The organism is Spirosoma gilvum (assembly GCF_054776815.1).
Map to the genome: position 1 here is coordinate 522,374 of NZ_BAAHBH010000004.1, position 26,050 is coordinate 548,423.

Here is a 26,050-nt window from a genome sequence, read left to right on the forward strand (position 1 = left end):
CCTCTTGGAAGCATGGTGTCCTATTGGACGAACGGACGGCCCAAAAGATACATTAATAAAAGAAAAGATACTTGCTGCCAGAAACTAGGCGAAGCGACGTTTTAATATCTCGACCAGTTCGCTAACCTCATCGCTACTCATATCCCACATATATTGCGAAGCATACCGGTACGAAATTAGGTCCAGTGCCTCGCCATAGTTGCTCAGTTTATCGATCTCGTCAACGGCCTGATTATACGCATTGGAATTTCCATTGAACAGTTGATTGATAAACCGAAACTTCTGGTTCAGGGATATACTCCGGGCCACGCTTTCGATTGGTGCCCGGTGGAAGGTCTCGGCAACCGTAGCCGGTTCAGCCGGTACCGTTTCTCGTAAGGCATCATTGAGGGTAGCGGGTGCGTCACTGGATACGGACACAGGGTTTCCTTCGGTTGTCGTCGGTTGGCTGATAGCCCCTGTTTCCAGTTGTGATGGCTGACTAATCGGCGCTACCGGCTCCGGTCCGGCTGAGCCATTCAGGAACATCGGTCCACCGACGCTTCCCGTTTCGGTGACATCAGGGTCAGGAGTTGGATCAGGTTGGGGCGGTATGGCTGGCGGAGCTGCACTTTCCGGAACCGATTCAGCCGGAACCAACGGCGCTGGTGGTATTGACGAATCGGTGGCTGTATCGAAAAATGAACGGGTTGGATTTGCCAATAACGTGTCGGGAACATGACTCCGCAGCAACGTCGACACATTCATGGGAAGCTTCTCCGAAAAGAGCGTCACAAATTTATCGTATGGCTCCAGCTCATTACCTTTCTGAGTCAGTGCTTCGTCCAGATAAATCAACGCCTGATTCACATAGATGAACGATTTCCCGTTCATTCGTTGCGTGATATAAGCCGGAATGAACTGGTTAATTTTCGTGTAACGCGTGATTTGCTTCATGGCAGCTGCCGTCACCGTAAAGTCGGGCTGGCTCCGCAACACATCATCAAAATACGAACGAGGGTCGAAAATCATGACAATCGTACGTCGAACAGCATCGGCCAGTAAGGGTTCGAGGTGCTCACGTCGAACACAGATGTATTGCGAAACAACGTTCATGAAGTTCTGCAATGCCTCCTGTACTTCCTCGTTGGTAAAGTCGAAATAGGGGCTTCTGAATTTTTCGGCATCAGCCTGCCATTTATCGGATAAACTACTGATAATGAACAGGTTTATCTGATTAATGGGGGTCAAAGACATTATTTGCTGACCGTTGATCGTCGTATGCTGTTGATAAAAATCAGCAGCAATCCGGCGAGCATAAGACTTGCTATATTCAGTGAGAGCGTTGGCGTTAAACTTGTTCGACATTAGGAAAAGCCTTTGTTTTGTAAATATATAGCTTTCGGCCACAAACCGGCTGTTATCGCTGAAGAAATCAAATGCAGCGGGCTGTAACCCGTGGTTTAATCCTACAACGGGCAACCCAAGAGGATAGATGAAACAGTGTCCTTGCCGGGAAATCATATACGTTAAAGGTACAAGTAGGTTATAGTCGTTACGTTTTTGTTATTTACTCATGTTTATTGAACCTTCCCCTCGACGTCAACCCCCTCATCTACGCACTGGCTGGATCGAAGTCATCTGCGGCTCCATGTTTTCCGGAAAAACGGAAGAGTTAATTCGCCGACTCACCCGTGCCCGGATTGCTAAACTGAAGGTTCAGATTTTTAAGCCTGCTCTGGATACCCGTTACCACGACGAAGACATCGTTTCGCACTCATCCATAGCGATTCATTCAACCCCTGTGCAAACAGCGCGCCAAATTTTATTATTGGCGGGTGACTGTGAAGTAGTTGGCATCGATGAAGCTCAATTTTTCGATAAAGACATCGTTGATATCTGCAATGAGCTGGCCAATCAGGGCAAACGCGTAATCGTGGCGGGGCTCGATATGGACTTTGCCGGAAAACCATTCGGTTGTATGCCTCAGCTGATGGGAATCGCCGAATATGTTACCAAAGTTCACGCTATTTGCGTGGTTTGTGGCGACATTGCGCAGTACTCTTACCGTCTTGTGCCGTCCCAGGAACGAGTTCTCCTGGGCGAAACAGATAGCTACGAAGCCCGTTGTCGTCGTTGTTTTAATCTGGGCGACGATGCCGTACGAAAGGAATGGGCGTACGAAGACGTTAAGAATGATGCATAAACTAGTGTAATGAATAATGAGTAATGTACAATGGATAAGTTATCTCGTTGAGTGTAAATGGCCTTCGCGTTCATTATCCATTATTCATTGTACATTACTCATTGTTCATTCGTCATTGTTCGCCCAGATCGGTACCTGGCAAACGCATGTTAGCTACCGATCCGGGCAGTCGATAGCTGTGGTTGGCACGAAAATATATGCGGCCACCCAAAATGGCTTCTTTTATTACGACAAAACCACACAGGAAACCACAAGCCTAAGCAAAATCTCGGGACTAAACGATGTAGGCATCAGTCGGCTGCTGTATCTGGCCGATCAGGCCAAATTACTTATTGCGTATCGAAGTGGTAATCTGGACGTCATGACGGTGACCGATGATGGAAGTCCCGGAACGGTGATCAACATCAACACCATTGTAGCCGCTTCTACCCTACCCTCCGCTCGAACAATCTACCACATCAACCGAATCGGTAATTACGCTTACCTAAGCACTGATTTTGGTTTGGTCGTCTTAGATTTGGTCAAGAACGAGATTCGGGATACGTATTTTAGCCAGCGTACCGACGGAACGCCCCTGCCTATTTATCAGACGGCCGCAACCGCCGATAGTCTGTATGCCCTGACTGGGCCATTACGGTCAACGGATACCGGCCTTCAACTACGAGCTATCCGTTTTGCCACCAATGTAAATATCGTTGACCCAGCCAACTGGCGAGCAATTGCTGAACCTGCTCAACCACTTGAATCCATTGTAGCCAATCAGAATCGACTAACAGCTACCGTAAATGGCCGGGGGATTTTTGAGCGGCAAACGGGTCGATGGGTTCTCACGCAAGCCATAACCAATGGCCTGATTCGGGCATTTACATCAGCTACCGGTTTGATAATTGCCACAGAGCGGAGTATCACATTCCCCGGATCAGCTTCGGTCAGTACGCCCTTAACAGCGAATCCACGTGAAGTAATCCTGGATGGCAATCAGGCATGGATAGCCGACACGCAGGGGGGTATTTTATCAAACAATGGCTTATTCCGTATCGGCCCTGAAGGACCCAGCCGCGATAATTTTGCCCGGCTTTATGCCTACCCCCAGTTACTTATAGCCTTACCCAACGGCCCGCTTGATGCGACGCTGGTACGTTCCAATGGGGTAGCGGGCGATCAGTTCTCCGTGTTAACCGGTCGCTGGCAATCGATCATGGGCCCCACGATAGGTTTTAATGCAGCCGCCTATCTCCCATCTGAGCAACGACTTTATCTAAGCATATTCGGAGCAGGTCTGCTTAGTCAGACAGAAGACCTGAACTTAACGATCGTTACACTACCAGCGACCATTAGCCCGTACATTACGAGCCTGGCGACCGATTCGGAAGGTAATTTGTGGCTAACCACTGGACGAACGACTTCGTCGCAATCGGCTACATTACATGTACGCCGACCCGACGGCAGCTTTCAATCGTTTCCCATCGTTACACAGACGAATATTGTCCAGATTGTACCGGACGACAACGGTTTCCTGTGGCTCCGGCCTGATGTTGGAGGAGGGCTGTTGGTTGTCGACCCACAAACAAATCGCAGTCGGTATTTAACCACACAAACGGGCCAGGGCGGTTTATTAACCAACAGCGTTCGTGCGCTGGTGAAAGACCGGAACGGGGTTATCTGGGTAGGTACTGACTTAGGCCCCACGATTTTCGATAATCCGGCTGGAGCATTCGATTCGGTTATTGACGCACAACCCCCTATTCTGAATCGTCGTCGACTATTGGCGAATGAACTGATTACGGCGATAGCAGTAGACGGCGGCAATCGGAAATGGATTGGGACTCAGAAAGGAATCTACCACGTTGCTCCCGACGGATCTCAGCTATTGGATACGTTTACGGCCGAGAATAGCCCACTACCTAGCAACTCCATTCAGGCGTTAGCCATCGAACCTACCCGTGGGGCAATCTTTATCCAGACGCCTAACGGTCTGGTATCGTACCAGGGGCCAGCCACCGAACCTGCCGATGCACTTAGCAATCTTACTATTTTTCCAAACCCAGTCCGACCTGACTTTACAGGTTCGGTGGGCATACGAGGGCTTATGGAGAATGCAACCGTAAAAATTCTGGATGCGGGCGGCAAGCTGGTGTATGAAACCCGCTCGCAGGGCGGAACGGCTTCCTGGAATTTGATAGACTACCAGGGTCGTCAGGCGCAAACCGGAATTTATTTACTCGTTGTTGTCACCTCCGATGGACTGGAAGGGCTAGCCGGTAAACTGGCCGTTGTTCGCTAGAAAGGTAATTTGAATAAATGGACAATGTAGAATGAATAATGCAAAATGGAAAATATCTGTTATTCAACCCCTTATCATTACGCATTATTCATTCTACATTGTCCATTTACTTACCGTCGGCCATCGTCATTGCTTATTTTTTTGCTCTGTTTACCCCCTGAACTCATCTGACCAAACTTATAGCTCAAGGTCAGACGTACCGAGCGATTGACAAACAGCGACGTATTTTGGGCCGTGAAGGTAGGCGCAAACTGCTCGCCAGTTTGCCGATTACTTCGGTTAAACGGGTTATTAAGGTTGAGTGTCAGCGTGATTTTCTTATCCATGAATTCTTTCTTGGCCGACAAGCCGTAATAATACCAGCCTGAATTCCGGCTTTGTAGCGAAATCCATCCTGAATTAACGTAGCCATTCGCCTGCACGGTGAAATCTTTTGGTAATTTATACGATGCATTAGGACCCACACTCCAGACCCAGCCGCTCGTACGCTGATTTAGCGCAACGCTTGTTAAATCTACATAGGTTAGATCGGTATTCAGGCTAATATTAATCTGCTTGTTAGGCTGAAGCGTAAAATTCATATTCGCGCCATAGCTGGCATTTCGTCCAATATTCTGTGGTGAAGATAAGGCTGCACCCTGCGCATCGACAGTGGATAACCACTCGATGGAGTTGTTCGTCTGCCGCCAGAATAAAGCCGCATTAAATGACGAGCCTTCTTTCCCGAATGTACTATACGAGAGTTCTGTAGCATGGGTCAATTCGGGATTTAAAAACGGATTACCTGTCTGGACGTTTTTGGGGTCGCTATAGTTCTTGTAGGGATTCAGGTACCAGATCATTGGGCGCGAAATCCGTTGGGTATAACTAACTTTTACGGTATGCTTAGTATGGAAGGTTTTCGCCAAAGTAAAACTCGGAATCAGGTTTTGATATTGATTTGTGAACCGACTTTGCGTGGTTACAAAATCACCTTGTATAGACGTGTTTTCAAGCCGGACGCCTGCTGTCAGATTCCATTTTCGTTTCGAGTCCATTTTTAGCGACATATACCCCGACGTAACCCGTTGGCTATACGTAAACTCGTTCGTCCGATTTGGGTCAATCGTGTAATCCTGTTCAAGGCCAGTCGTTGCCTGTTCGATCACATACTCACTACCGATGTTCCGTAAAATTGTCTTGGCGCCAGCTTCCAGTTTGACACTAAGCGTATCATGTTTCGTTCGGGCCGTCAACGGATGCACATAATCCGTTTGGAGCGTGTATTCATTATTGCGGCTGAGGTTTGTACTCCGCTCCAGGTACGTCGGTATGGTCGATTCAATTCCGGTTTGCCGAATCGTGTAATAATAATTATCAGGCATCCGGGCATATTGTGTCAAAACCGAAAACTCCTGTCCTGGCTTCTTAAACGATTTGGTCCAACCCAGATTAAACTCCGTATTACCAAAAGGATTTCGAAACCGAATGTCACGGTGGTAAGCTTGTACTATGTTCCCCTGCGTATCGGTCAGGCGACTATCCAGTGTGCTATTATTGGGGAAGGCCCCGCCCCAAGCATTAGCCGAAAAACTGATTCGGTTCGTCGTATCTGGATCATAATCAACGCTCATTTCTCCGTACCCACCCGTACCAGTGTTATCGCGAAACGTACTTTGGGTCAAAATACTTGTCGGGACCCCGTTCGCAAGAGCCGTACGGGTGCTGTTGGTTTCGCCAATTCCCCGGAATTGGTAGCCATTCAGCGAAAGCGCAACACCAAGCTTTTTCCCTTTCACAGTCAGGTTCCCACCGATTGACCGATTTAAGTTTCCGCCGGTCAGGTTAACAGTACCATTTGTTCCCTGAATAGCTTTCCTGGTAATAATATTGATAACTCCTGCCGATCCTTCAGCATCGTATTTTGCACCAGGACTTGTAATGACCTCCACCGATTTAATACTATTGGCAGGCATCTGTTTAAGCGCATCGGCCAGATTACGAGCCATAATGCTGGACGGTTTTCCATTCACCAGCACTTTAATGTTTCCGCTACCCCGCATTTTTAAATTGCCATCCAGATCAACTGTAAGCATCGGTACTTTACGAAGCACGTCAGCGGCTGTACCACCCGTATTAGTTGCGTCTTTTTCGGCATTATACACCAGCCGATCGCCTTTATCTTCGACCAACGCTTTCTGCCCAACCACGGCCACTTCCTTCAAATCCCGCGTATCGGCTACCAGTTTAATTTGTCCTAGATCGATCCGTGATTGCTCAGTCGTTAACCTGATGCCCTCCAGTGTTTTAGTGCGATACCCCACAAAGGAGATTTCTAGTTTATACGCGCCAACAGCGACTGTTTCGAAATGGAAACCCCCATTTTCTTTAGTAGTCGTACCTGTAACGAGCTTATTGTCTGCTGTTTTAAGCGCCACAGTGGCAAAAGGAACAGGCTTAGCCGTTAGTGAATCATTCAGTATACCACGAATTTGCCCACTGCTTGATTGACTAAATGAAAGACAAGGTGATAGATAAAGGAGAATCAGGAAAAGGTTTTTCATAACGGAGAATCAACATTTCATAGCTAATAGTTGTCTTTACCTTACTGAGCAACTAACCGAGTTGCCGGGCAAAAGTAATGTGACAAAAACTAGCGGTTGATGACGTTATGATTCTTTAACAATCTTTGACATTCTTTAACAATTGGCGCAGCATAATCTGCTTTTCATTGCCTGATATGATCAGCATTATGGTTTCGCCGATGGGTAAAGGCCAACTAAACAAGCTGATTTTTCCCTCGTTATATACCTACTCTTTTAAGATTCAGGAAAGCTAGGAATCGGATTTGACGAATCAGGTCATTTTGCCTAATTTTGGCTGATTTTTAGCCCCTCACCCAAGGCCATAGTGCAATTGGGTAAGTTACTAACCGAAATTAATGCACTCAATATGAGAGAAATACAGTTCCGCGAAGCCCTACGGGAGGCCATGACGGAAGAAATGCGCCGGGACCCGCTGGTCTACCTGATGGGCGAAGAAGTCGCCGAATACAATGGTGCCTACAAAGTTAGCCAGGGTATGCTGGACGAATTCGGTCCGGAACGGGTAATCGATACCCCCATCGCTGAGCTTGGTTTCGCAGGTATTGGTGTCGGCTCTGCGATAAACGGCTTACGGCCCATTATTGAGTTCATGACGTTCAACTTCTCGCTGGTGGCGATTGATCAGGTCATTAACTCAGCGGCTAAAGTTATGTCGATGTCGGGCGGGCAATATTCCTGCCCGATTGTGTTTCGGGGCCCTACGGGCAATGCCGGTATGCTGTCGTCGCAACACTCGCAGAACTTCGAGAACTGGTTTGCCAATACGCCCGGCCTGAAAGTGGTGGTACCCTCAAACCCTTATGATGCTAAAGGTCTGCTGAAATCATGCATTCGCGACAATGACCCCGTTATTTTCATGGAGTCGGAGTTGATGTATGGCGATAAAGGTCAGGTTCCCGAAGAGGAATACCTCATCCCGATTGGTCAGGCGAATGTGGTTCGTGAAGGCAACGACGTAACGATTGTTTCCTTCGGTAAAATCATGAAAGTGGCGCTGGCTGCGGCAGACGAACTGGCTAAAAATGGCGTTTCGGCTGAAGTTATTGATTTGCGTTCGGTTCGTCCAATCGATTATGCAACGATTATCAATTCGGTGAAGAAAACCAACCGGTGTGTGATTGTGGAAGAAGCCTGGCCACTGGCAGCTATCTCGTCTGAATTGACCTATAACATTCAACGGAATGCGTTCGATTATCTGGATGCGCCTGTCATTCGCGTCAACAGCATGGACCTACCCCTCCCTTATGCGCCAACGCTTATTGAAGCCATTCTGCCTAACGTAAAACGTACGTTACAGGCCGTTGAATCGGTGATGTATAAGAAGTAAAACCGACTTGGTTTCAAAACGAAAGGAGCGATGGCCTAACAGGTTATCGCTCCTTTCGTTTTAAGCCACTCAACAATGAAAAATCCCGGCCGTTTACACAGTCGGGATTTTGATTGGCGTAATTGTAGATAAAACGCCTACTGGCAGAATCTAGTTTAAGCAATGAAAAATAGTCAAATAATTTTTCAACTTATTTATGATTTACATAAACTTGCCTAAAAATTGAGAATATCCAACAATACATGGCAACCTTACGACCTGCTGGAAAAATAATTTATGAAGTAACGATTAACTATGTTGGTTCCTTAAGCACCATACGCCATCGGGAACCGACCGTCATTTTCTTTTCGAACCTGCGAAAAGCGGTCGATGCTATTACGGCCGAACTAGCACTCAACAATTGGCCGCCAAAGGTCAACTATACAGCCGTTTACAGGGGCGTTAAACAACGAGATTTTTATAGCTGCGACTTTACGATGGCAGGTTTGCGGGTATTCCGGCTGAAAATCGTCCCCCGTATCCTTAACCCCGCCCTACCTCGGCTGGGCATTGATGAAAATCCGGCGAAATAAAAAAGGTCAAGTATGGTCAGGAGTTGTCAAACATGGTCAGAAGTCGTCAAGCGTTGCTTATTACAATACCTGACAACTCCTGACCATACTTGACCACAGCCTGACCTCTCAATAAGCTTTCAAGCTCAAATCCAGGCTTTTGATTTGATGGGTTAGGGCACCGGAGGAAATAAAATCAACACCCGTTTCGGCGTAGGCTCTGAGGTTAGTTTCGTCGATACCCCCTGATGCTTCAGTTATGTATCGACCATCGATCAGGCGAACCATTTCCCGGATGCCATCGGGCGTGAAATTGTCCAGCAAAATCACATCGACCTGACCAACCCGTAAAACCTCTTCCACTTCTGCCCGGTTACGGGTCTCAACTTCGATCCGAAGTGATCGACCTGTTTCTTTCAAATAGCTAACGGCTTTTGTTATCGCGGCTTCAATGCTGCCTGCATAGTCGACATGATTATCTTTTATCAGAATCATGTCGTACAGGCCGAAGCGATGATTAACGGCTCCCCCAATTTTTGTAGCCATTTTTTCGCAGATACGGAAGTTTGGCGTGGTTTTGCGCGTATCCAGCAATTGGGCCCGTGTACCTTCGAGCAGATTCACCAGCTCACGTGTGTGTGTCGCAATGCCGCTCATGCGTTGCATACAGTTAAGAACCAGCCGCTCAGCCGTCAGAATATTCCGGGCGTTACCACTAACAGTCAGGACGATATCGCCCGGTTTAATACTGGCTCCATCCTGCATCAGGACATCAACCACGAAGCTGGGATCAACTTCGGCAAAAATGGCTTTCGCTACCTCTACGCCCGCCAGAATGCCCGCTTCTTTCACAAGCAGCCGGGCTCGTTTTTGCGCATCGGCCGGAATTGTTGATAAGGATGTATGATCGCCATCACCGACATCTTCGGCTAAGGCCAATTGGATAAATTCATGCAGATTCATGGGCGCAAGTTAAATGATTCTCTCAAGCCTTATTTAGCCAAGCTTTACAACTCCTTAAAAATTGACGAGCCTTATCGGATACACTGTAGATAAACAACTTTATTCTCAATGTTTTTAGCTCTCTTGTTTAGTAAGGCTTGAAATGCCTCGAATGTTCTGGACTAATTCCTCTTTTATATGATTTATTGCCTACTACTTTCACGCTTTTCAGCAAGACGATTCCTGGTTGAGAAGAGCACACTACATTAATAGGGGCAATGGATTGACCTGTTTCTTCGTCTTGTAGAGAAAACAGGACTGGTAAGATGTACTTTCCTGAATAATGCGGATGTAAAGGAGGGAGACGCTTTAACGCAGATTTCACGGCTGTATCAAAGTCTTGAAAATACAAACCTTTTTCAAGTGCTGGATTAAGTATTGTGATTTCCTGTACATGCCCTTTTTCGTCAATGTCAAAACGGGCACATACAGATTTAGTATATCCCTTTTCTGCATTTGCTATAGGGTAATTTAATCTTCTAGACAAAACTATAGTAAACACAGGGTCTTGATCCAATCGATTGACGTCTGTCTGCAACGGTTGAGATAGAGCTAATGATGCAAGTAGTGAAAATGCCCCAATCAATGTATACTTCATAATTACATTTACCTTATTTATCCAATTATCAGATAAGAAGAGCATTGCGGTTCTAGCCTTTATCCTAAATAATAGCCAATAAATAGTATTAAGTGACAAGTTAATTATTTTTTTCAGACCAGAAAGAATTCTAAACCTATACTATCCAAACACTTGTATTCTTCCCGAATTGGTACGAAATTTGTCATCCGCTAAGGAAATTTATGAATCAACCGCGTGTCATACAACGTTTTTCGAGCCTGATGCTGGCCACCTTGCTGCTGTTTACAGCCGTTTGGGGGTATGGCACCACCGCTCAGGCAAAGCAGTTGGTGGCGAAAAAACCGGTTGCCGAACGGTCGAAATCGGGCAAAGCAACGGATGCACCTGCCTCCACTGCCCAACTGAGCGCGGCCCAGTTTGAAGCGGTCGTAACACCAGCCATAAAAGTAGGCGAATCGGGCCAGACAGCGTTTCTACTTCCCGAACCGACGCTTGTGATTCTGTTGCTGTTGAGCGTTGTACTGCTTCAGCATTTCACCCTGCCGCATTTTTATTTCTCGTATTTCAGGCACGTCTTTGGGCATCATATTGCCACCAATGCGCCCTAACCATCGTTAGGGTTCGCTTCCCGTTTATTGTTACCCATCCGTTTCTCAGCGATTTAAGGGCTGAGTAGTTTCCTTTCTAAATCAATTTATGTCAAAGCAGGCGTTTGCCTGTGTTTCCCAATGCAAAACAGAACCGGAATTCTTATTCTGACAGGGGTCATTGCAGCCATTTGCATCTACTTCCTGTCGTTTACCTTCGTCTCGCGGAGTATTAAGTCCGATGCCGAGGCCTACGCAACCAACAAGCAGGGCCTTGTTGATCGCAACAAGAAACAACACTATCTCGATTCGCTTTGGAAAGAGCCCGTTTATCTCGGTAGTACGCTCCAGGAAGTAACCGAACGCGAACTTGGCCTGGGTCTTGACCTGCAAGGCGGTATGCACGTTGTACTGGAAGTATCCCCTGCCGACATTCTGCGTGGTCTGTCGGGTAACAACCGCGATCCTAAGTTCAATCAGGCACTGAAACTGGCGCTGGAAGATCAAAAAACCAGCACGGCCAAATTTGTTGACCTGTTTGCGGATGAGTTCAAAAAACTGGCTCCTGATACCAAGCTGGCAACCGTTTTTGCTACAAGCGCTAACCGCAGCAAAATCAACTTCCAGTCGTCGGATACCGAAGTACGAAAGTTACTGAATACCGAAGTTGAAGGCGCCATCACACGGGCATACCAGATCATCCAGGCACGGGTTGACAAATTCGGGGTAGCGAACCCAAACATCCAGCGTCTACCCGGTTCAGGTCGTATTCAAATCGAACTGCCGGGTGTCGACAATCCAGACCGTGTACGTCGCCTGCTGACAGGTGCTGCCAAGTTGGAATTTACAGAAGTATATCGTCTGAACGAACTGGCTCCGGCTATCGAAGGCATTGGTGCTTTCCTTCTGCGAGAAGAAACGGCTCGTAAAGCTGCGCTGAAAACAGGTGCTCCAACGGCTGGTACAGCGACCAAAGGTGCGTCAGGAACATCGACTCTTGAATCGCAATTAGCGCAGGTTAATAAATCTGACTCGGCCAGCAAAGCGAAAAATGATACGGCTGCGGCAGCCGCTCAGGGCAATGCCCTTACCCAATTATTCCTACCTGTTGGTCAGGACCAATTGGGTGTTTACCTGAAAGATACAGCTCGGGCTAATGCGGTATTGAATACGCCCGAAGTTCGTAGCCTCTTCCCTGCCGATGCTGTCTTTGCCTGGGATCGTAAGGCGTTTAAAGCAACCGATGGCAAAGAAATTCTGCCGCTTTATTTCCTGAAAAAGTCGGGCGGACGTGCTCCACTAGAAGGGGATGTAATTACGGATGCCTCTAATGACTACGATGATCGCGGTCGGCCCGAAGTGACCATGAACATGAACGCCGAAGGTGCCCGCAAATGGCGTAACCTGACAGCCGCTAACGTTGGTCGTCCGGTAGCAATTTTGCTGGATAATCTGGTATATACGGCGCCAAACGTACAGAACGAAATTCCAAATGGCCGTTCGAGCATCTCGGGTAACTTCACTGTTGAAGAAACGAAAGACCTTGCCAACGTATTGAAAGCCGGTAAACTGCCTGCGCCAACCAACATCGTGGAAGAAAGCATCGTTGGTGCGACATTAGGTTCAGAAGCCGTTAGTGCCGGGGTACTGTCTTCTATTGTTGGTATCCTGCTGGTATTAGGGTTCGTCGTATTCTACTACAACCGCGCTGGCCTGATCGCCGACATCGCACTGATTGTTAACCTGTTCTTCCTACTGGGCGTTATGGCCTCGCTGGGCGCTGTACTCACCATGCCGGGTATTGCCGGTATCGTACTGTCGATTGGTATGGCCGTGGATGCGAACGTCTTGATTTTCGAGCGGATCAAGGAAGAATTAGCCGAAGGTAAAACGTTCAAGCAGGCTGTTGCTGATGGCTTTAAAAACGCTATGTCGTCGATTATCGACTCGAACGTAACGACCTTCCTGACCGGTATCGTCCTCTTCATTTTCGGTACGGGTCTGATTCTGGGCTTTGCTACCACGCTGATCATCGGTATTCTGACGTCGCTGTTCGCGGCTATTTTCATCACACGTCTGATTCTGGAATACTACATCCGCAACGGTCAAACGCTGACCTTTACGTCGTCGTGGGCAAAGAACCTGTTTAAGGATTCAGATTTCGACTTCGTATCGCGCCGGAAACTGTATTATACCATTTCGTCGGCTATCATTGCAGCCGGTATTATCTCGGTTCTTATCAAAGGTTTCGGCCTGGGTGTCGACTTCAAAGGTGGCCGTTCGTACGTTGTGCGATTCGAGAAATCCGTAAGCACCGACGACGTTCGGAACTCGCTGGAAGGTGTATTAGGCGCATCTCCTGAAGTAAAAACCTACGGTGGTACTGGTATTGGCGCTAATCAGGTAAAAATAACAACCCCGTATCTGGTTGATGACAATACGCAGGGTGCCGATAAGAAAGCCGAAGCGGCTATTTACAAAGGCTTAAGCAGCCTGCAAGGCAACCCAGCGAAAATTGAAAGTTCGCAGAAAGTTGGACCAACCATCGCCAACGATATTATGACCTCGGCTTTATGGTCCATTCTGCTGGCAGTAGCGGTCGTGTTCGTCTATATCCTGATCCGGTTTAAGCGGCTGGCGTTTGGCTATGGTGCGGTTGTCGCTATGTTCCACGACGTACTGATCATCCTGGCTATCTTCTCGATTTTCAACGGGCTTTTACCCTTCTCGCTCGATGTTGACCAGGCCTTCGTCGGGGCATTGCTGACCATTATGGGTTACTCCATGAACGATACCGTCGTGGTCTTTGACCGGGTGCGTGAGTACCTAAACGAAAACCGGGGCAAAAAGGAAAGCATTCCTACTATTATCAACAACGCCCTGAACAGCACTCTGAGCCGTACGGCGGTGACCGGTTTCTCAACGATTCTGGTACTGTTAGTCCTTTTCATTTTTGGCGGTGAAACCATTCGGGGCTTCTCATTCGCTATGCTGATTGGTGTAATTGTCGGAACCTATTCATCGCTGTTCGTGGCTACGCCTATTGTGGTTGATGCCCTGAGCCGTGACCAGGAGAAGGATGAGGCCATACCAGCAATTGCTGAAAAGAAAACTGGCTACGACGCTGTTCCAGCCGATTTCACGACGAAAGCGGCTGCTACGCCAGAAGAATTTACGGCTACGAAAAAGGAAAAGAAAGACAAAAAGCCCCTGATTCGCCCTTCGCAATCATAGAGTGATTGAGTGATTGAGCGAATGAGTGATTGAGTGAATAAATAGTAGCGAGAAAAATCGCTCAATCACTCAATCACTCATTCGCTCATTTTTTTCGTATATTTCCCAACCGTTTCACCTAAGATTCTTTTTCCAAACGACACAATCACCAAACTCTATTTCCCTACATGGAGACTAAACTAAAGCCTGTTGATACCAGCGTCATGCGCAAAAAGCCGCTTTCGGCGTATGCGGCTGATGCGCAGAAAAGTGAACTTAAACGCGTATTGACCCGCTGGGGCCTAACCTCATTAGGTATTGGTGCCGTTATTGGCGGTGGTATTTTCGTTTTGACGGGTATTGCGGCCCGCGAATGGGCTGGCCCAGCCCTGGCACTAGCCTTCGTCATTGCCGGTGTTGCCTGTACGTTTGCCGCTTTGTGCTACGCTGAGTTTGCGTCAATCCTGCCGGTTGAAGGTTCAGCCTATGCCTATTCATACGGAACCGTTGGTGAACTGTTTGCCTGGCTGATCGGCTGGAACCTTATCCTGGAATACATGATGGGGGCTACTACAGTAGCTGTAAGCTGGTCAGGCTATTTTGAAAAGTTCCTCCATCTTTTCCATATAGAACCGCCCTTGTGGCTCATGAACGACCCGGTAACCGCCCACGAAAAAGCTGATGCCTTACGGGCTGCTGGTACCGTTGTTCCTGATTTCACCTTTGCTGTTAACCTACCTGCACTGTTGATCGTATGGGTCGTAACCTATATCCTTGTAAAAGGAATTAAAGAAGCTGCCAGTACCAACAACTTGATTGTAATGCTGAAGGTAGCTACGGTCATTTTTGTAATTATTGCCGGTTCTTTCTACGTCGATACCGCTAACTGGACCCCATTTATCCCAAATGGGGTCGTTGACGATAGTGGACAAACGCATTTTGGTGTACCGGGCATTGTAACAGCCGCTGGTATTGTGTTCTTTGCGTATATCGGTTTCGACGCCGTTTCGACTCAGGCTGGTGAAGCTATTAACCCGAAGAAAGATGTTCCTTTCGCCATTATTGCGTCGCTGCTGATCTGTACGGCACTGTACATCCTGGTTTCTCTGGTGTTAACCGGTATGGTTAAATATGATACGCTCGACCTAAAAGCTCCTGTCGCTCAAGCATTTGCCGATGCAGGCTTAAACTGGGCGGTATACCTGATCACTATTGCGGCTATCGCCGGTCTGACGTCTGTAATGCTGGTGATGATGCTGGGGCAAACCCGTGTGTTCCTGGGTATGGCAAAAGATGGTCTTCTACCCAAAGGTCTTTTTGCGTCGATTCACCCTACGTTTAAAACCCCCTGGAAGAGTACAATCTTCGTTGGTACGATTGTATCGATTGTAGCCGGTGTTACCCCGATTGACAAAGTATCGCAGTTGACCAGTTCTGGAACACTCTTTGCTTTTGCCATGATTTGCGGAGCCGTTTGGTTGCTGCGCATTCGTGAGCCAAACCTGGAAAGGCCTTATCGTACGCCAGCCCTTCCTGTCATTGCTACCCTCGGTATTCTGGCCAATCTGTATCTGATGTGGAACCTGCGCACCGATACAAAAATCACATTCGTTGTCTGGTGCATCATCGGCCTTATCGTGTATTTCGCCTATAGCCGTAAGCACAGCAATTTGAATCACCCGCAAGAATAGTCTTCCTAGTTTTTAAATTCGAAAATGCCCCTCGATCGTGAATCGAGGGGCATTTTTTCATTAGTCTATAGAGTAAAGATCAGACATAATAAGTGTACTTTTGTGCGTTTATGAGTACACAGGAACTTATTGGTTATGCTTCGGCACTTATTATCGGCATAGTACTTGGCTTGACTGGAGGTGGCGGTTCAATTTTGACGGTTCCCATTTTTGTATACGTTTTCCAGATTCCACCCGTGCTGGCTACAACCTACTCGCTGTTTGTGGTAGGAGCTACGTCACTGGTTGGGTCGATCAATCACATCTGGAAGGAGCAGGTCGATTTACAGGTTACCTCAGCTTTTGCGCTACCCTCATTTGTTTCCGTTTACCTGACCCGACGATTTCTAGTACCTGCCCTTCCTGATCCTTTATTTCAATTTGAGCAGTTCAGGCTGTCGAAAAGCGATGCTATTCTTTACTTCTTTGCCATTGTTATGATTTTGGCGGCTCGTTCGATGATTCGAAACGACGGTCCCGAACAGGGCGAGGCTGCCGATGGACAGCCACGCTATGGCAATCTGGCTCTGGATGGCCTTTCGGTGGGTCTACTGACGGGCACTATTGGTGCAGGTGGCGGTTTTCTGATTGTACCCATGCTCGTTCTGTTGGCTGGGCTACCCATTCACCGAGCTGTAGCCACCTCTATTCTGATTATTGCCGTCAATTCGTTCGTGGGTTTTCTGGGCGATATTCACCATACTGACCTTAACTGGAATTTTCTGCTGCCCTTTACCGGATTATCCATCGTAGGTATTTTCATCGGGATGTATTTATCCCGTTTTATTGCACCTGATCGGCTAAAAAAGGGATTCGGCTGGTTTGTGCTGGCCGTAGCGACTTTTATAATTCTGAACGAGCTACTCTAGAAGGCCTGTAAATGATAAAAAGCTACTAATTACTCAATAGCTTTTTATCATTAGAATAACGTTTATCTATTACTTCTTCTCTGGCATTAACACTAACCGGATAAAGTTTTGACCTAAGTACTTATTCGCAGCGGCTTTTGTGCTTTCGACGGTTACTTTGTCCAGTTGTTCATTCTCGTGTAAGACTTCGTCAGGAGCATCGCCGTTGTAGTACTGGTTTTGCAGATAGCCGAGCCAGAACTGATTATCTTTTAGTTGCACTTCCGTTTCCCGACGCGTTTCGGCTTTAAATTTGGCAATGTCGGCTGGCAAAGCACCTTTTTGTTTAAGCTCATTGATCTGCTCCTGTGTTTTGGCAATCAGCTTCTCGACGTTTTCGGGGCCACAGCCAAAATTGATACGGAACGTGTAGCGCGGTACCGGGTATTTGGCGTAGGCGGCACTGGCTCCAACGCCATACACGCCACTCTCCTCTTCCCGAAGCTTTTCAATCAGCTTAATTTCCAGCACTTCGGCCAGCGCGTCCAGTTGGGTTGCTACTTCCGGCGACCAGGCTAAATCACCGCTGTATACGAGTTGTACCGATGCTTTGGGATCAAGGCCCTTATACACCGTTTTGCTGATCTGCCCCGATGGAATGCGAATACCCAGGTCGTTGAATTTTTCAGGTTTATCCGACGCTGGAAGACCACCAAGGTATTTTTCAATTAACGGTTTGATCTGCTCTTCTTTAAAATTACCAACGAAGAAAAACCGGAAGTCGCCCCCATTGGCGAAGCGTTCCTGATAGATTTGAAGTGCCCGGTCGAGGTCAATTTTATCCAGATCGTCGGGTTTTAAAGGCTGACGGCGGGGATTGTTAGCGCTCAACGTAACCGAGACAGTATCCTGAAATACCTTTTGTGGCGTTGGGGTATTGATCTGATTCTGTAACGCACTGCGCTGGTTCGATAGGAATCCCTTAACCACGTCAGGGTCTTTTCGAGGCTGGGTAAAGTAGCTGTACAGAAGTTGCAAAGCGGTTTCCAGATCTTTAGGGGCTGCGCTACCATTGACTCCTTCGCTCAACTCGCCCACATACGGGAATACGCTAACCTGTTTACCTGCCAGAAATTTCCCCAGTTGAATCTGATTATACGCGCCGGTTCCACCCATGGCCGTCAGGGTAGACGAAAACCGGGCCGACTGGAAATCTTTCAGATCATAGAGTGATGTTCCACCAAAACTGCTCGCTGAGAACAGAATCTGATCATTTTTGAAATCGGTAGGTTTCAGCACCACCTTCACGCCATTTTTCAGCGTCCATTCCGTAACACCGATATCGCTGATCTTCTTTTCGTTCACGACAGGCGAAGCAGTTGGCTGGGTCGCGAGTAAGGGACTATCGACGGTTTTATCTTCATAGGCAGTCAGCCCTTTACCCGCGTCGTCGATATAGCTGAGAATCTGCTCCTGGGTGGGCAGTTTATCTTTGTCTTTCTCAGGAGCCATCACGATGACGGCCCGGTTGTCGTTGTGAATAAACTGATCGACCAGAGCGTTCACTTCGGCTAATTTGATACCGGGCTGCTCTTTTTTCAGAAAGTCATAATAGAATTCGATGCTGGTATATGGCTCTTTCTCCGTAAAATTCTGCACGTAATCGTTCACAAAGCTAGACGAACGGGTTTTGTTCCGCTCGCTATACGCCTGCTCCACGCTGGTCATGAACTCCTGCTTGGCCCGCTCCAGCTCGGTAGCTGTAAAACCAAACTGCTTTACGCGCGCATTTTCGTTCAAAACGGCCCGAATGGCCTGTTCAACATTACCCCCTTTGGCAACGGCAATCGAGGTAAACGCATCCAGATTTCCCAGAAAATCGCCGTAGTTGCTGTAGCCGCCTAAAAATGGAGGATTCGCCTGTTGGGTTAGCTCCTGAATCCGATTGCCCAGCATGGTGTTGAAAAGCCCCCGCTTAATGCTTTCCCGCAAATCGTTCAGGGTTTTCTCTTTGATCTCCGGGCGCTTATAAATCACCTGAATCACCGTGTTAGGCTGCTCAGGATCGGTTACGATCACTACTTTCGTGTCTTTATGTGCCGGAATCTCATATTCGGTTCGTGGTTTGGGGGCTTTCACGGCAGGAATACGGCCGAACTTTTCCCGAATAATGCTTTCGACCTGCTTCATATCGAAATCGCCAACGGCAATAACGGCCATCAGGTCAGGACGGTACCAATCGTGGTAGAACTGCCGTAGCGTTTCGGTTTTGAAGGTTGTCAGGACCTGTTCCGTTCCAATAGGTAAGCGTTTGGAATACTGTGAATTGTTCAGCAAAGCCGGAAAATATTTGTCGCGCATCCGTTGACCAGCTCCGCGCCCCAGCCGTCGTTCCTCCAGCACGACACCCCGTTCTTTGTCTACTTCAGTAGGGTCGATGGTGGCGTTGTGCGCCCAGTCTTCCAGAATCTGAAACGCGTTTTTGAAAACATTGGCCGAGTCGGTCGGAACGGGAAGTTGATAGACTGTTTCGTCGAAACCAGTATACGCATTCAGGTCAGCGCCAAAGCGAACCCCCGCCGACTGAAGAAAATTGACCAGTTCATTCTTGGGAAAGTTCTTCGTGCCGTTAAACTCCATGTGTTCCATGAAGTGCGCCAGCCCCTGCTGATTATCATTTTCAAGCACCGACCCTACCCGAACCACCAGCCGGAGTTCAGCACGATTTTTGGGTTCGGCATTCTTACGGATGTAATAGGTCAGGCCATTGGGCAACTTACCAACTTTCACGGCTGGGTCGGTGGGAATAGGACTGTTCAGGTTAAGACTAGCCGTCGATGAAGTGGTTGGTTTAGTGACGGTTTTCGGTTTTGGCGCGGGCTGTGCAATGACCAGCGATGCACTACAAAGTAGGTTAAGTAATAGGGGTAAACGTACCATTCGGTTGGCCGTAGTAGGCGGGTTTATTGATTACTAAAACATAACGAGTTATCCTGTCGAATCGTTTACCGTCGCCAGATTAACAGCATGGCAACGGCTATAGATAGAACAACTGATAACCAGCAGATAATAATAATCCACCGGGCTGGAATTTCCCAACTACGGGCATGAAATGCATCGGGCTTGATCGGAACCATTTCGCTCACCTGGTTTCGGTCGCAGAAATCGTCCCAGCCTTCGTAATCAATAAACTGCGTAAGCGTGTCTAAAAACGATTTTGATGGAAATTCCGACGACTGCCAGAACGCCTGTAAATCGTCAACATTCAGTTCGTGATGGGTATGGCTGAAAATGAGTTGGCTTAAGTGCACGAAGTCGCGCAATCGCCAATGCGACGACGGTTCCCAATGCAAAATGCGTTCGATTTGTCGTTTTAATTCCTGCGCCTGCTGATTCACAGCTTAATACTACTAATTTTCATTGAGTGAATGAGTGGATAGTTGACGTGTACTATTTTTCACTCAATCACTCATTCGCTCAATCACTCAATGAAAAAACTCCCGCATCGCTTTTGGAAAATTCTTCCCTTCATGGCCTGAGCGGCTTAGTTTGACCAATGCAAAACGTTGTAGAACGTCGAGTTGCAGCCATTGCTGAATGGTTAGTGGGCTACACTCCCATTCTATGGCTTTTTGCTGCACTTCGTCGGGCACTTCGCCCAGATAATCCCAGGTTGGATTCACATCGCCCAATTCGCTGACGGCATGGTGGCATCGACGTTGTACGAGATCGATTAAATCCTGCCGGTATTGGGCTATTTCGGTGGATGTATAGCAGGATTGTTCGGCCAGACGGGCTTTGTCGACAACGGTGAGCTTAACCCATTCGGGCAGTTTTAGTTTGATGCCGCATGTATCCAGTTTATACCGGACAATCATGGGAATGCAGCGAAGTGACTCAACAAAATCGCTCTCAAATGCGAAGAATGTAGGGGCTACAGCGACAGGTTTCATAAGCGGATTGTAATTTTTTTCATCCCGACGATAGGAGGGATCTTAAAAATTCCTTACTTGAGTGATTCGAAAAATGAGAAGATCCCCCTATCGTCGGGATGAAAAAACACCCATTATTGGCTTCTAATTATATTTGTATAGCTCTTAAGGCCAAACTTTATCGTGCATATTCCAGTACCACCTCGCACATCTCACTTTTGGGAGCATCGCAGGTCGGGCACACATAACTGGCCGGGAGTTTATGGAAGGTTGTCCCCGGCGAAACACCTTGTCGGGCATCACCATACTGCTCATCGTAAACCGTAAAACAGTGTGAGCACTGATGAACAACGACCTCATTGGTTGAAGGCTGTTCTGGCTTTTCGGGTTCTACCCGAACGATTTCCACCTTTTCCTCCAATCGTCTTGCGTTGAATTTTCGGCATAGGCGATTGAGCTGATTGGGCAGATGAACTTTAAACAGCCCTTTTTCAAACAAGCGATGGGTGCGGCTGTTGGGGTTAAAGTTTTCGGTATAATAAATGTCGTAGAGACTAAACAAGGCCAACTGTCCAATCTGAAGCAGCGGCCGTCTGCGAATCAGTACCGAACCAAATACCTCCGATTTTGGCCGGGTCTGTATGCCAAAACACAGTCCGAACGTGCGGGTATCCTGTTTTTCAAAATAGCGCAACACATAATTTTTCAACGCTGCGCCCTCTTCGGTATGGTCTTCCGTTTGCCAGGCCAGTTCGTTGGCGGCATGGCGTACATTGATGTTGTGCTTCCCTAGTACATACGACCAGGCCGCCCGATCTTTTTCTTCAATCCCCTTGATGATAAGCGATTTCCAGGGTGTTACGCACAACTCGCCGATGCGCGTTTTTAAACACAAGGCACACACATCGAGCAGGAACGGAATCGAGAACTGCTCATCCCGCCGGTACAAGCCCAGCCACGAGCGCTGTCCATATCGGTTAAACCCTTCGTAATACGGTAGCGAAAACTCAGGTAGCTCAACTTCCTGGGTAGCCCGCTGGGTAATGAATGACTGCTCCTTCGTAACGGCCTGATAAAGCGATTCCTCATCACGGTAGCCATGCTCGAGCATGGCGTCTTCCACGGCTTTGGCGAGTCGGCCAATATCGTTTGTGTAGATTAATTCAGGCCAGCGAAACAGCGTATTCGTCTGCTTCGGGCGTACATAGAGAAACCAGAAATGCGGCTCCGGCGACGCAATAAAATTGAGATTACCCGTAAAAAATGGCGTAAAACTCTGGTTCGAATCCGACAGATTTACCTTCAACCGGGGTTCATAGTCGAACTGATCCAGTACGGTATGGTACTCGCTTTCGTGCAGCCAGGCCCCCGTCCGAAACACCTCTTCGCCACAATACGAACTGATGATGTTTGGGTATAATTCAGTATTGGCTTCATAAGCGATGGCGTGCTGTTTCAGGTCTTTCTCCAGAAACCGCATATCCTCATAATGCACCGTCATGAGCAGTTGCTGACGCGCGCCAAACCGAACCGTTCGCACGTGGGCTTTGTAGGCCAGCGTCAACACATTCTGCAACGACGCGGGCGATACGATCCCAGCCGGCAGATTTATTTTCAGGGTATAATAGTCGCGCATGGATTAATTTTGAATGATTGAATGATTGAATAGCTGAAAATTACGCTCTATTCAATCATTCACTAATTCACTCATTGATAAAAGAATACTCCGTACTTCGGGGCGGCACGAGCCGCAACCGGTACCGGCACCGGTTTTCTGGCAAAGCTGCTGAAAATCGGTACAGCCGGCCTGAATGGCCCGTTCCAGATTGCCCTGCCCGACCGTATTGCACGAACAAACCAGCTTGCCTTCGACGGGGTCTACTTTTTTGCTGGCCCGTAATAGTTGAAGCCGTTTTTCGGATAGCTCTATACCATTGGCAATCAGCTCACGGAACTCGGCAAATTCATTCTTATCCCCGACCAGAATGGCGCCGACTAGTTTATCGCGGTGGACGATACACTTCTTGTAATAGCGCTTTGCCTTGTCGATAAAGACGATTTCTTCGTATTCGTTACCAGCGCTAGCAGGCACTTCGGTCATACCCATGCTGCACAGATGCAACCCTTCCATTTTCAGAATGCTGATAGATAGACTGCCTCGATAAGGTTGCGAGACATCGCCAGCTATAAACCGGGCTGCGGCTTCAGCCTGTTGTTCGGCCGCCAGCGTGATGCCCCACATCTGCCCATTCCACTGAGCCACTTCACCAGCTGCAAAAATGTCGGGGTCGGAGGTTTGCAGGTAGTCGTTCACCACAACGCCCCGGTTGCAGGTAAGTCCAGCTTCGCGAGCCAGGTCAATGCTTGGAACCGTACCGATGGCGATTACGACGGCCTGACAATTGATCCGTTTGCCTGAATTCAACTGAACACCTTCTACCCGATCCGTACCGATAAAGGTTTGCACTTCTTCGTTGAAATAGATCTCAATGCCCCGGTCGAGTAATTCCAGATAAAGTAATTCGCTGGCCAGTGGGTCGAGTTGTCGTTCCATAAAGCGGCCTACCCGCTGAATGACCGTTACCCGAACGCCAATCTGTCGCAGCGAAGCCGCCAGCTCCAGTCCAAGCAACCCGCCCCCAACAATGACCGTGTGTGGGTCCTCCTGATTCAGGAATGGCATGAGCGAGTCGGCATCGAGCCGCGAACGCATATTGAAAATACCGGGTAAACGCGGAATCCCTTTGGGCATGAACGCACGGCTTCCCGTTCCCAGCAGGAGCTTATCATACGCATGTTCAACCCCGTTGGAGTCGACCACCACTTTTGCCTTTCGGTCGATATGCTCGATGCCTATACCTTTATGAACGATGATATTAGCTTCGGCAAACTGGTCCTCACGCAGTTTTACGAGTTGTTCCCAAGGTTGAGCCCCACTGATGTAATCGGGTAGAAGAACGCGGTTGTAGAACGGGTAAATTTCTTTGGAGAAGACGTGAATTTCATCATCAGCCGTCATTTTCCGGTACGCGTTGATAAAGCCCAACCCTGCCGAACCGGCTCCGATGATGACGATTTTCTCGGCCGCCTTCTGATACGGCACCACCTCTACCGCTGTAAACTTAAAATCAGGCTCTTTCGATCGAGGGTCAACGAGTGCACTGGTTAGGTTATTGGCCCGATTCAAGTTACTGTTCATCACTTTACCCCAGTGCATGGGTAGAAAGCACAGACCTTGCCGCATATCGTCGGTGAGTTGCGCTTTCACACGTACCTCTCCCCTACGACCGCGAACTTCGACCAATTGTCCATCCTGAATGCCTCGAACGCGTGCATCGTCAGGATGAATTTGCAGAAATGGTTGTGGACTATGCTGGTTCAGCTTGGCAACCCGACCCGTCTTGGTCATGGTATGCCACTGATCGCGGATACGCCCGGTGGTTAACACCAGCGGAAAATCGGAATCCGTTGGCTCCGACGCGTTTCCGTCGGGTACCGCATGTATTTGCGCCCGCTGATTTGCCGTATAAAACTGATGGTTGGTAAACAGACGCTTTGTTCCCCCTGCCTCCTGCCCCACGCCCTCTGCCGGGTAAGGCCATTGCACGGTTCGTACCTGCTTCAGTAATTCGTGACTAACACCCGTTATGTCGACGTTGGTACCGGCTGTGATCTGCGCGTATTCGTCGTAAACTTCCGATACGTTTTTATACGCAAACGCATCCGTAAAGCCCATTTTTCGGGCAAAGCGCCAGATGATTTCCGAGTCGGGCAGGGCTTCACCGGGCGCGTCAAGCACCTTTGGCAGGTACGCAATCCGACGCTCAGCGTTGGTCATCGTTCCTTCTTTTTCGAGCCAGGCAGCCGCAGGAAGCACCACATCCGCAAATTGCACGGTATCGGCCCGATTCGACACATCCTGTACCACCACAAACCGAGCGTTCTTCAACGCCTGTTCAACCGTATTGACATCGGGCATACTCACCATCGGATTGGTGTTGATAATCCAGATGGCTTTCAGTTTATCAGTAGCCAGCGCGTCAAACATCTCGGTGGCTGTCAGGCCGGGTTTATCGGCAATCTTGACCGGACTGTTCCAGAACGCTTCTACTTCGGCGCGATGCACAGCATTGGTTACGTCGCGGTGAGCGGGCAACACATTAGCGAGTCCGCCGGTTTCGCGCCCACCCATGGCGTTAGGTTGCCCCGTTAGCGAAAAAGGTCCATTCCCCGGTTTACCGATACGACCCGTAATCAAATGCAGGTTAATCAGCGACAGGTTTTTATTGACGCCAACCACCGACTGATTCAGGCCCATTGTCCAGAGTGACAGAAAGCCTTTCGACCGGCCAATCCAGTCAGCAACGGTCTCAATCTGTTTAGCCGAAATGCCGCAAAGCTCAGCCGCTTCCTCAATGGTGCGTTGCATCACCTGCTCACGATACGCGCTAAACCCATCGGCGTGGTTGGTGATGAAATCAATATCGATATCGCCATTCTCGATCAGCAATCGGCCAATGGCGTTGTTGAGCACGATGTCAGTACCGGGCCGAATGGGCAGATGCAGGTCGGCCGATCGGGCAGTATCGGTCTTGCGTGGATCGACACAAATGATTCTGACATTCGGATTAGCGGCTTTATGCGCTTCAATCCGTCGCCAGATAATGGGGTGGCACCAGGCTGGATTGGCCCCTTCCACAAAGAAAACGTCGGCCTCTTCGATATCGTCGTAACAAACGGGCACCGAATCTTCACCTAGTGAGAGTTTATAGCCAACCACGGCCGAACTCATGCACAGCCGCGAATTGGTATCGATGTTATTGGAGCCAATAAAGCCTTTTATGAGCTTATTGACCAAGTAATATTCCTCCGTCAGGCATTGCCCCGACACATAAAACGCCACCGAATCGGGCCCGTATTTCTGAATGAACGTCCTGAAAACAGCCGCTGTTCGTTCGAGGGCCGCATCCCAGCTTACCCGTTGCATGGGCATATTCCGGTTGAAACGCATCTGCGGATACAGCAGCCGATCCGACTGATCCATAACCGTATAATGCAGATTCATGCCCTTCGAGCAGAGCCTTCCCCGGTTCGATGGGTGTTGCTTATCGCCCTCAACGGTCACTCGTCCGTTCGGTTCCTGTTTGACCACTACTCCGCAGCCAACACCACAATAACAACAGGTCGTTTGCATGATAAAAAGGGAGAAAAGAAAAGGGAGAATGG

General features: G+C 48.5%; 17 protein-coding genes. 8 read left to right on the forward strand and 9 right to left on the reverse strand.

All coding sequences use genetic code 11. From position 1 onward, the window contains the following. Nucleotides 1-84 precede the first annotated feature (84 nt). Entirely contained in the window at nucleotides 85-1,347 is a 1,263-nt protein-coding gene (locus ACYVFD_RS13585; protein ID WP_461090678.1) for a hypothetical protein, read from the reverse strand. Nucleotides 1,348-1,555: 208 nt separating this feature from the next. Here ACYVFD_RS13585 and ACYVFD_RS13590 point away from each other — a divergent pair, with 208 nt between their 5' ends. Together ACYVFD_RS13590 and porZ are read left to right on the forward strand one after the other, a co-directional pair. Further along, entirely contained in the window at nucleotides 1,556-2,185 is a 630-nt protein-coding gene (locus tag ACYVFD_RS13590) for a thymidine kinase (protein WP_461090679.1), read from the forward strand. A 16-nt stretch (nucleotides 2,186-2,201) separates the two neighbouring features. Then, nucleotides 2,202-4,469 (forward strand): type IX secretion system anionic LPS delivery protein PorZ, encoded by a 2,268-nt coding sequence (gene porZ / locus ACYVFD_RS13595; RefSeq protein ID WP_461090680.1) that lies wholly within the window; start codon nucleotides 2,202-2,204, stop codon nucleotides 4,467-4,469. Nucleotides 4,470-4,579: 110 nt separating this feature from the next. Here the strand turns inward: porZ and ACYVFD_RS13600 are convergent, their stop codons facing one another. After that, entirely contained in the window at nucleotides 4,580-7,012 is a 2,433-nt protein-coding gene (locus ACYVFD_RS13600; RefSeq protein WP_461090682.1) for a TonB-dependent receptor domain-containing protein, read from the reverse strand. A gap of 388 nt (nucleotides 7,013-7,400) precedes the next feature. Here ACYVFD_RS13600 and ACYVFD_RS13605 point away from each other — a divergent pair, with 388 nt between their 5' ends. Together ACYVFD_RS13605 and ACYVFD_RS13610 are read left to right on the forward strand one after the other, a co-directional pair. Then, the gene (locus ACYVFD_RS13605) at nucleotides 7,401-8,381 is read left to right on the forward strand and encodes a pyruvate dehydrogenase complex E1 component subunit beta (RefSeq protein ID WP_461090683.1); all 981 of its coding nucleotides are present in this window, start codon (nucleotides 7,401-7,403) and stop codon (nucleotides 8,379-8,381) included. A gap of 242 nt (nucleotides 8,382-8,623) precedes the next feature. Beyond that, a complete protein-coding gene (locus ACYVFD_RS13610; protein WP_461090684.1) occupies nucleotides 8,624-8,953 on the forward strand; it encodes a hypothetical protein in 330 nt (109 codons plus the stop codon). A 108-nt stretch (nucleotides 8,954-9,061) separates the two neighbouring features. Here ACYVFD_RS13610 and nadC read toward each other — a convergent pair whose 3' ends face one another. After that, nucleotides 9,062-9,895, reverse strand: a complete 834-nt coding sequence (gene nadC / locus ACYVFD_RS13615; protein ID WP_461090685.1) for a carboxylating nicotinate-nucleotide diphosphorylase — start codon at nucleotides 9,893-9,895, stop codon at nucleotides 9,062-9,064. A 127-nt stretch (nucleotides 9,896-10,022) separates the two neighbouring features. Continuing rightward, complete coding sequence (locus tag ACYVFD_RS13620) at nucleotides 10,023-10,577, reverse strand: energy transducer TonB (RefSeq protein ID WP_461090686.1); 555 nt, start codon at nucleotides 10,575-10,577, stop codon at nucleotides 10,023-10,025. 158 nt (nucleotides 10,578-10,735) lie between these two features. On the opposite strand from ACYVFD_RS13620, the gene ACYVFD_RS13625 reads away from it, so the two are divergent. The 4 genes from ACYVFD_RS13625 to ACYVFD_RS13640 all read left to right on the forward strand — a co-directional run bounded on the left by ACYVFD_RS13625 (nucleotide 10,736) and on the right by ACYVFD_RS13640 (nucleotide 16,913). Further along, nucleotides 10,736-11,122, forward strand: a complete 387-nt coding sequence (locus ACYVFD_RS13625; protein ID WP_461090687.1) for a hypothetical protein — start codon at nucleotides 10,736-10,738, stop codon at nucleotides 11,120-11,122. Nucleotides 11,123-11,242: 120 nt separating this feature from the next. Then, complete coding sequence (secDF, locus tag ACYVFD_RS13630; RefSeq protein WP_461090689.1) at nucleotides 11,243-14,335, forward strand: protein translocase subunit SecDF; 3,093 nt, start codon at nucleotides 11,243-11,245, stop codon at nucleotides 14,333-14,335. Between the two features lie 167 nt (nucleotides 14,336-14,502). Next, entirely contained in the window at nucleotides 14,503-16,005 is a 1,503-nt protein-coding gene (locus tag ACYVFD_RS13635) for an APC family permease (protein WP_461090690.1), read from the forward strand. Nucleotides 16,006-16,115: 110 nt separating this feature from the next. Continuing rightward, the gene (locus ACYVFD_RS13640) at nucleotides 16,116-16,913 is read left to right on the forward strand and encodes a sulfite exporter TauE/SafE family protein (RefSeq protein WP_461090691.1); all 798 of its coding nucleotides are present in this window, start codon (nucleotides 16,116-16,118) and stop codon (nucleotides 16,911-16,913) included. A 69-nt stretch (nucleotides 16,914-16,982) separates the two neighbouring features. Here ACYVFD_RS13640 and ACYVFD_RS13645 read toward each other — a convergent pair whose 3' ends face one another. The 5 genes from ACYVFD_RS13645 to ACYVFD_RS13665 all read right to left on the reverse strand — a co-directional run bounded on the left by ACYVFD_RS13645 (nucleotide 16,983) and on the right by ACYVFD_RS13665 (nucleotide 26,018). Further along, nucleotides 16,983-19,832, reverse strand: a complete 2,850-nt coding sequence (locus ACYVFD_RS13645; RefSeq protein ID WP_461090692.1) for a M16 family metallopeptidase — start codon at nucleotides 19,830-19,832, stop codon at nucleotides 16,983-16,985. A 65-nt stretch (nucleotides 19,833-19,897) separates the two neighbouring features. Continuing rightward, on the reverse strand, nucleotides 19,898-20,290 hold the full coding sequence (locus ACYVFD_RS13650) for a hypothetical protein (protein ID WP_461090693.1): 393 nt from the start codon (nucleotides 20,288-20,290) through the stop codon (nucleotides 19,898-19,900). Nucleotides 20,291-20,377: 87 nt separating this feature from the next. After that, entirely contained in the window at nucleotides 20,378-20,845 is a 468-nt protein-coding gene (locus tag ACYVFD_RS13655) for a nitrate reductase associated protein (protein ID WP_461090694.1), read from the reverse strand. Between the two features lie 157 nt (nucleotides 20,846-21,002). Next, a complete protein-coding gene (locus tag ACYVFD_RS13660) occupies nucleotides 21,003-22,460 on the reverse strand; it encodes a rubredoxin (RefSeq protein WP_461090695.1) in 1,458 nt (485 codons plus the stop codon). A gap of 51 nt (nucleotides 22,461-22,511) precedes the next feature. After that, nucleotides 22,512-26,018 (reverse strand): molybdopterin-dependent oxidoreductase, encoded by a 3,507-nt coding sequence (locus tag ACYVFD_RS13665; RefSeq protein ID WP_461090696.1) that lies wholly within the window; start codon nucleotides 26,016-26,018, stop codon nucleotides 22,512-22,514. Between the last annotated feature and the right edge of the window lie 32 nt (nucleotides 26,019-26,050).

Coding starts and splice junctions, on each gene's coding strand:
- ACYVFD_RS13605 (WP_461090683.1), top strand. CDS start 7,401: ATGAGAGAAATACAGTTCCGCGAAGCCCTACGGGAGGCCATGACGGAA.
- ACYVFD_RS13610 (WP_461090684.1), top strand. CDS start 8,624: ATGGCAACCTTACGACCTGCTGGAAAAATAATTTATGAAGTAACGATT.
- porZ (WP_461090680.1), top strand. CDS start 2,202: ATGAGTAATGTACAATGGATAAGTTATCTCGTTGAGTGTAAATGGCCT.
- secDF (WP_461090689.1), top strand. CDS start 11,243: ATGCAAAACAGAACCGGAATTCTTATTCTGACAGGGGTCATTGCAGCC.
- ACYVFD_RS13625 (WP_461090687.1), top strand. CDS start 10,736: ATGAATCAACCGCGTGTCATACAACGTTTTTCGAGCCTGATGCTGGCC.
- ACYVFD_RS13655 (WP_461090694.1), bottom strand. CDS start 20,845: ATGAAACCTGTCGCTGTAGCCCCTACATTCTTCGCATTTGAGAGCGAT.
- ACYVFD_RS13665 (WP_461090696.1), bottom strand. CDS start 26,018: ATGCAAACGACCTGTTGTTATTGTGGTGTTGGCTGCGGAGTAGTGGTC.
- ACYVFD_RS13645 (WP_461090692.1), bottom strand. CDS start 19,832: ATGGTACGTTTACCCCTATTACTTAACCTACTTTGTAGTGCATCGCTG.
- ACYVFD_RS13635 (WP_461090690.1), top strand. CDS start 14,503: ATGGAGACTAAACTAAAGCCTGTTGATACCAGCGTCATGCGCAAAAAG.
- ACYVFD_RS13600 (WP_461090682.1), bottom strand. CDS start 7,012: ATGAAAAACCTTTTCCTGATTCTCCTTTATCTATCACCTTGTCTTTCA.
- ACYVFD_RS13620 (WP_461090686.1), bottom strand. CDS start 10,577: ATGCTCTTCTTATCTGATAATTGGATAAATAAGGTAAATGTAATTATG.
- ACYVFD_RS13660 (WP_461090695.1), bottom strand. CDS start 22,460: ATGCGCGACTATTATACCCTGAAAATAAATCTGCCGGCTGGGATCGTA.
- nadC (WP_461090685.1), bottom strand. CDS start 9,895: ATGAATCTGCATGAATTTATCCAATTGGCCTTAGCCGAAGATGTCGGT.
- ACYVFD_RS13585 (WP_461090678.1), bottom strand. CDS start 1,347: ATGTCGAACAAGTTTAACGCCAACGCTCTCACTGAATATAGCAAGTCT.
- ACYVFD_RS13640 (WP_461090691.1), top strand. CDS start 16,116: ATGAGTACACAGGAACTTATTGGTTATGCTTCGGCACTTATTATCGGC.
- ACYVFD_RS13590 (WP_461090679.1), top strand. CDS start 1,556: ATGTTTATTGAACCTTCCCCTCGACGTCAACCCCCTCATCTACGCACT.